Here is a 6,111-nt window from a genome sequence, read left to right as displayed (position 1 = left end):
CGCTGTGAGAACGGACAATGCTAGACCAACCATAATGCCGACTCGTGACGCTACGCGCGCGCCATCGACGTTTTCTTCACCAAGTCGATGGCCGACACGAATGCTTACTGCTGCACCAATACTCATTGGTAGCATAAATACCAACGAGGAGAAGTTAATCGCGACTTGATGCGCTGCCACAATGATAGGACCCAGTGGTGAAACGAGCAGTGCAACAACAGCAAACAGTGTCACTTCAAAAAACAGCGCTGCTGCAACAGGAAAGCCGAGCTTGAATAGACGAACTTGCGCTTTCCATTGTGGGCGATGCCATTCTCCAAATAGGTTGATGCTTTTCAATCGCTCTGATGTCATCACATACAGCAATAGCATGGCAAACATGACCCAGTAAACAATCGTGGTTGCTACACCACAGCCAACACCGCCTAATTCAGGTGCACCAAACTTGCCGTACACGAAAATCCAGTTTAGAGGAATGTTGAGCAGCAAACCGATAAAGCCAATAACCATTGCCGGTTTCGTCAATGACATACCATCCGTAAAGCTTCTAAGCGTTTGGAAAAGTAAAAAAGCGGGTACTGCTAATATAACGGCATGAATGTATCCCACCGTTTTTTCAGCCATCAGTGCTTCAACATCCATCAGCCCGAGAATAAACTGGGTTTGAAGCAGGACTGCAATTATCGGCACACTGATCAGCAATGCCAAAACGACGCCTTGCTGAATTTCAAACGGGATTTTCACTCGACGACCAGAGCCATTTAACTGTGCGACAACAGGGACCAATGCCATTAATAAACCCACCCCAAACAAAATGGATGGTAGCCAAATACTTGAAGCGACAGAAACCGCAGCCATGTCGGTGGCGCTAACGCCGCCAGCCATTACGGTATCAACAAACCCCATACCAGTTTGAGCGACAGATGCGATCAATACCGGGGTCGCCAATTTGATAAGACTTGATGCTTCTTCTTTATAGCGATGCACGAAAAATACTCCAGAGCGGAACAATAAGTTGAAAGAATGAGAGTACTCGAGGGCAAAAGATGTGGTGAACGGATCTGATGGTTGATTTTAGTCACGATAAGGTGAAAAAATGCCTCGGAGAAACTCCGCGCAAATGATAAACAATTGTATGTTTATATTCCATAGCTAGGTAGTGAATAGTCGATAACACTGACTGGACGCTCTCCACGCTAAGGATACGCTTTTACTGAGAACAGCAGCGAATCATGGTAATGTTGAAGCATGCATGAGAACAAACCAGTGTTCATTAAGCCATGGCTTTATCGCCTGAGGTCTTTATTTCCGACCTGTAGCGCAGTGTTTAGGGCTTAGTCTTCGACTACAGTTGGTATTAAATCAATAGGTAAAAAGAAATGTTTACAGGAATAGTTCAGGGTACGGCGAAGGTCGTTAAAATTGATAAAAAAGAACGCTTTCAAACGCACGTTGTCGAGTTAAGCGATGAACTTTGTAAAGGGTTAGAAATTGGTGCATCCGTTGCACACAACGGATGTTGTCTAACTGTGACTAAGATCGAAGGCAACCTTACCAGTTTTGATTTAATGCAAGCGACATTGGCTCTTACTAATTTAGGTCGGCTGGTGGAAGGGGATAGCGTAAACATTGAGCGCGCGGCTAAGTTTGGTGACGAAATAGGCGGACATAGCATGTCTGGTCATATTAGTTTGACGGCAGATATTGTCGATATCATCGATACGCCCAATAACCGCACGATTTGGTTCCAACTGCCGCAAGAATCAATGAAATATGTATTAGCGAAAGGTTACATTGGTTTAGATGGCTGCTCGCTAACTATTGGTGAAGTTGAAGCGTGTCGTTTTTCAGTACACCTAATTCCAGAAACCTTGCAGCGAACGCTTTTCGGAGTGAGACAAGTAGGGGAGCGTGTTAATATTGAGTTTGATCCTCAGACTCAAACAATTGTTGATACTGTTGAGCGCGTTCTTGCAGCAAAACAGCTTTAGAATGAGAAAAAGGAGCCTAGTGCTCCTTTTTCATTTAAGCGTTTTTATATTTCTGATGTTCACATGCTCGAGCTGTTATTCGTAATTGTCATCGATAAATAGTTCGACCTTATCTTGTAACTCATCCACTCGCATATTTAGGTGGATAGCGTGGCAACAAGCTGGGCAATCATCATAAAACTCTTGGTCACCATTACTTGCATCCAATGTAATGCCGATAGAGTGTCCGCAATGCGGGCACTTTACATACCTTTCGGTATAATTTTTCATACAACAACTCCTAATCTCGCAGGGCTTTTAAACACACTATTCATCAAGGAAGTACAGCCCTTTACTTATTTTGCCTACAAGGAAAATAGGCACAATCCAAAGTTAAGTCTCCTTTGATATTAGGTCGAGTTGTTGCTAATTGAGTCGAAATAAGTACAAAACTTGACCCCAAACTCAACCTTGAGCTTAGGGTGATCTTCTGTAGTGATGTGCCTCGAGATTTTACATCTTGAAATATGCAGTGGCTTCCAAATTAATAAGAAATGATTTTATTAATAACCAGTTGAGCCTGTTCCAAGTAATGGCCGCCAAACAAATTACAATGGTTGAGAACATGGTAAAGGTTATAGATATCTTTACGCTCTTCATAGCTTGAAGAAAGTGGCATAACCGATTCGTAGCCTTGATAAAATTCTGGTTGAAATCCACCAAAAAGCTCCGTCATCGCAATATCACACTCCCTGTCCCCCCAATAGCACGCAGGATCGTAACAGATAGGACCGAATGCAGTGAGTGCCGCATTTCCATTCCATAAATCGCCATGCAACAAAGAAGGTTCCGGAGCATGGTTTGCTAGCCGCTGTTTTACGACGTCGATAAAGTCATCGATATCAACCAAGGTGACGCCTTTTTCTTTAAGGAGCTGTAATTGCCAACCTATGCGTTGCTCAGCAAAGAATACACACCATTTCTTGTGCCATTTGTTGGGCTGTAGAGTCGAACCAAGATAGTTGTCGGTATCAAAACCAAACTCTTTTTGCTCGCCCCACTGGTGTAGGTGAGCTAATTGCTGCCCAAATTTAAAGCTGTTGGGACCATCTTCTAATGGTTTCGTTGGAAGGTAGTTAAGAATTAGGAATGAGGCATTTTTGGTTTTACCAACCAATACCACCTCAGGTACAAATAGGGTGGATGTTTCACGCAAAAGATGCAGGCTTTCAGCTTCTACCTCAAATTTAGACAAAAACTCGCGATCGTTAATTTTCACAAAATAACGTTGCTCGCCATCATTGATCATGTAGCTTTCACTGATATCCCCACCAGACAGCCTTACTTTTTCCGTGATCTGGTAATCGAACAATAAAGTATCAGAAAGCTGTTGCGATATTGCTTGCCACATACAAAACCTCGCGAATCTATTTGACCACCAATAGTTTAGGATAAATAGCAGGGAGTTGGCGCTATGTTGAGCATACTTAGTAAAGAAACCTTCCTCTTAGTGTAGTCAATTTGTATAAATGTGAATCAAATCGCTTATAAGCCTCTGATTTGTTGGCTTAGCATATGGAGATGAACGTTTACAACAGGTATTATGATTTTTTTGACGTTAGTTCCATTGGTGGCATGAAAATACTGATATGTGATGACTCAGCTGTTGCAAGAAAGCTTATTGCGCGTTCTATCGTACAAGATACATCATTACATCTTATTGAAGCGCAAGATGGTTATGAGGCGCTTAATATTCTTGCTGAGCAAAATATCGATATTTTGTTTCTCGATTTAACGATGCCCATAATGGATGGTTTTGAGGTCCTCGAATCATTACCTGTTAGTCAGTACCCGACCAAAATCGTCATTATTTCTGGAGATGTTCAACAAGAGGCAAAACAGCGCTGTCTCGATCTTGGTGCTCAAGCTTTTATCGCTAAGCCTCTGACAGAAGAGCAGGTGCTACCACTATACGAACAATTAGGACTGCATTATGCGTTCAAACCTAGTCATTCGGTTGATTCTAAAAACCAGGGTTGCGAAGAGCTTTCCTTACTAGCCAAATTCCGTGAAATTGCGAACATTGCCCTTGGTAAAGGGGCTGCGATTATGGCCGACCATTTACATGAGTTCATCCAACTTCCTGTTCCTCATGTTGGACCTTTGTCCTACGGCGAGCTTCATATGACACTGGTTGATGTGGTTGGGCGTGACAGTTCCGTTGCGGTAGCGCAGAGGTTTGTCGGTGGTGGTATTCACGGGGAGGCACTGGTGTGCTTACGTGGTAGGGATATCAATCAGATTGGGGAAAAATTAGGTTACCTTCTTGAGTTTACGCCTCATAATGAAATCATCTTGAATATCTCTAACCTACTGGTTTCGTCATTTCTCACGTCGTTAGGCGATCAACTCGACAAGCAATTCTCACTTCGTCAGCCAGGCATTGTGGATACCTTAACACCTTATTGTGAAGAGCAAGGCGAGTTGGGCGAGCTCTTTACTATTGAATACACCTACATGGCAGAAGCGCTCGATTTCGAGTGCGAGGTACTGTTTTTAATTGATAAGCCATCCGTAGAAATAATCTATGAAATCATGGAGCTAATCTAATGTCCGATATCACGCTGGACATAGCAGACTTTCATTGGGTCACACAAATTCTCGATACGATGGATTCAGGGCTTATTGTTTTGGATCAAGAGTATAAAGTGTGTGTGTGGAACAGTTTTATGCAGTCATACAGTGGCGTTCTATCACAAGAAATTCTTGGTGAATGTTTATTTGAGCATTTTGAAGAGCTGCCAAGAACTTGGCTAGAAACCAAGATAAAAGCTGCCGCCGATCTGGAAACTCGTTCTTTTTCTAGCTGGGAAAACCGACCGTACCTTTTTAAGTTCAACAATTTTTCTCCGGTTTCAAACAGCAGTGATTTTATGTATCAAGATATCGTGATCACGCCGTTAATTGGGCTTTCAGGAGAGGTCAGCCACATAGCGATTCAAGTCAATGATGTTTCTGAAACTGCGAGAAATCGCATTCATTTGAAAGAAACAAATCAACATTTGTCGGAAATCAGTCGCAAAGATGGTTTAACAGGTTTATTTAATCGCGCTTATTGGGAGCAATCATTGAAAGATGAGTTTGCTCACTTAAAAGTTATCGACGGACCATGCTCATTAGTAATATTCGATATCGACCACTTTAAGAAGGTGAATGATACTTATGGTCACCCGACAGGGGACGAAGTCATTCGTCGAACCTCTGCCTTGTTGAGAAAAACAGCAAGAAGCAGTGACATCTGCGGTCGTTTTGGTGGTGAAGAGTTTACGGTACTACTTCCTCACACAAACCAGGAGCAAGCTTGCTATTTCGCAGAGCGTTTGCGCAAAAGAATTGAGCAAGAGATCGTGAAAGTGGAAGATTTTTTGATTAATTACACGATAAGTATTGGTGTTTGCGAGTATAAGCCTTATTTTGAAACTCACACTCAATGGTTAAAGAGTGCCGATGCTGCGCTGTATCGTGCAAAAGAAAATGGTCGTAACCAAACCTGTTTGCATGAAAATGACTGAAATATAAAAAGGTTTGAAGAAACCCTGTATCCGAATTCAGTGAAGCAAAGCTCAATTGTTTGAAAATCATCCAGTTGGTTCGTGAATGTTTGTTAATATGAAATAAGTTAATGAAATTTTCTCGGCATGTCTTACTATTGAAACTATTCTGCTTTCAGCTTCGAAGGCTTGCAATAAACGGAGAAAAACAGTGGTTTTAGAAACCGATGGATATCTCGCTCTTATCGAGCACTTGTCTCTAAATCTAGATATTTTTACGACCGAAATTGGCGACACTGGATCCGAAAGCATCGAAGATGTTGTCACCGATATGGTGGCTTCAAACATCATGGCGATTTTTGAGCAAAATCCAGAACTTCACTCGAGCGTACGCTTCAAATTGTTGAAAGAGGCTGATGCAGTTGTTGAAGATCTTGGTGAGATATTGGCTGGGGTATGGCATAAAAAAGCGACCAATGAACAGATCACGTTCCTTGATGAATACATCGCTCTGGTCAAAAATCTGTTCGATAATGCTGTTGCGACTTACGACTGATATTGTTTTAACTTACAGCAATGTCCGGTTAAAG

The 6,111-nt window shown here is 42.3% G+C and carries 7 protein-coding genes; 4 read left to right on the top strand and 3 right to left on the bottom strand.

The genetic code is table 11. The features are described 5' to 3' along the window. Positions 1–987: MATE family efflux transporter (locus IQP38_RS05230; RefSeq protein ID WP_322621753.1), on the bottom strand; the 987-nt coding region annotated here is incomplete at its 3' end. A gap of 392 nt (positions 988–1,379) precedes the next feature. On the opposite strand from IQP38_RS05230, the gene IQP38_RS05225 reads away from it, so the two are divergent. Beyond that, positions 1,380–1,991: a riboflavin synthase gene (locus IQP38_RS05225; RefSeq protein ID WP_054576896.1), complete on the top strand. Its 612-nt coding sequence runs from the start codon at positions 1,380–1,382 to the stop codon at positions 1,989–1,991. 75 nt (positions 1,992–2,066) lie between these two features. On the opposite strand, the gene IQP38_RS05220 is transcribed toward IQP38_RS05225, so the two are convergent. After that, positions 2,067–2,261, bottom strand: a complete 195-nt coding sequence (locus IQP38_RS05220; protein ID WP_017634925.1) for a CPXCG motif-containing cysteine-rich protein — start codon at positions 2,259–2,261, stop codon at positions 2,067–2,069. A gap of 253 nt (positions 2,262–2,514) precedes the next feature. Then, entirely contained in the window at positions 2,515–3,381 is an 867-nt protein-coding gene (locus IQP38_RS05215) for a fructosamine kinase family protein (protein ID WP_005377623.1), read from the bottom strand. A 224-nt stretch (positions 3,382–3,605) separates the two neighbouring features. Here IQP38_RS05215 and IQP38_RS05210 point away from each other — a divergent pair, with 224 nt between their 5' ends. The 3 genes from IQP38_RS05210 (at position 3,606) to IQP38_RS05200 (ending at position 6,077) form a co-directional block, all read left to right on the top strand. Further along, the gene (locus tag IQP38_RS05210) at positions 3,606–4,580 is read left to right on the top strand and encodes a response regulator (protein WP_021033872.1); all 975 of its coding nucleotides are present in this window, start codon (positions 3,606–3,608) and stop codon (positions 4,578–4,580) included. Further along, on the top strand, positions 4,580–5,542 hold the full coding sequence (locus IQP38_RS05205) for a GGDEF domain-containing protein (RefSeq protein ID WP_025766666.1): 963 nt from the start codon (positions 4,580–4,582) through the stop codon (positions 5,540–5,542). The genes IQP38_RS05210 and IQP38_RS05205 overlap by 1 nt, the downstream gene beginning before the upstream one ends. A 190-nt stretch (positions 5,543–5,732) precedes the next feature. Next, the gene (locus tag IQP38_RS05200; protein ID WP_005377620.1) at positions 5,733–6,077 is read left to right on the top strand and encodes a DUF3802 family protein; all 345 of its coding nucleotides are present in this window, start codon (positions 5,733–5,735) and stop codon (positions 6,075–6,077) included. The last annotated feature ends 34 nt before the right edge of the window (positions 6,078–6,111 follow it).

Source organism: Vibrio sp. OPT41 (assembly GCF_015163595.1).
GTDB classification, from domain to species: domain Bacteria; phylum Pseudomonadota; class Gammaproteobacteria; order Enterobacterales; family Vibrionaceae; genus Vibrio; species Vibrio alginolyticus.
The sequence above is the reverse complement of the archived record's forward strand: the minus strand, read 5'-3'. Positions and strand labels throughout refer to the sequence as shown.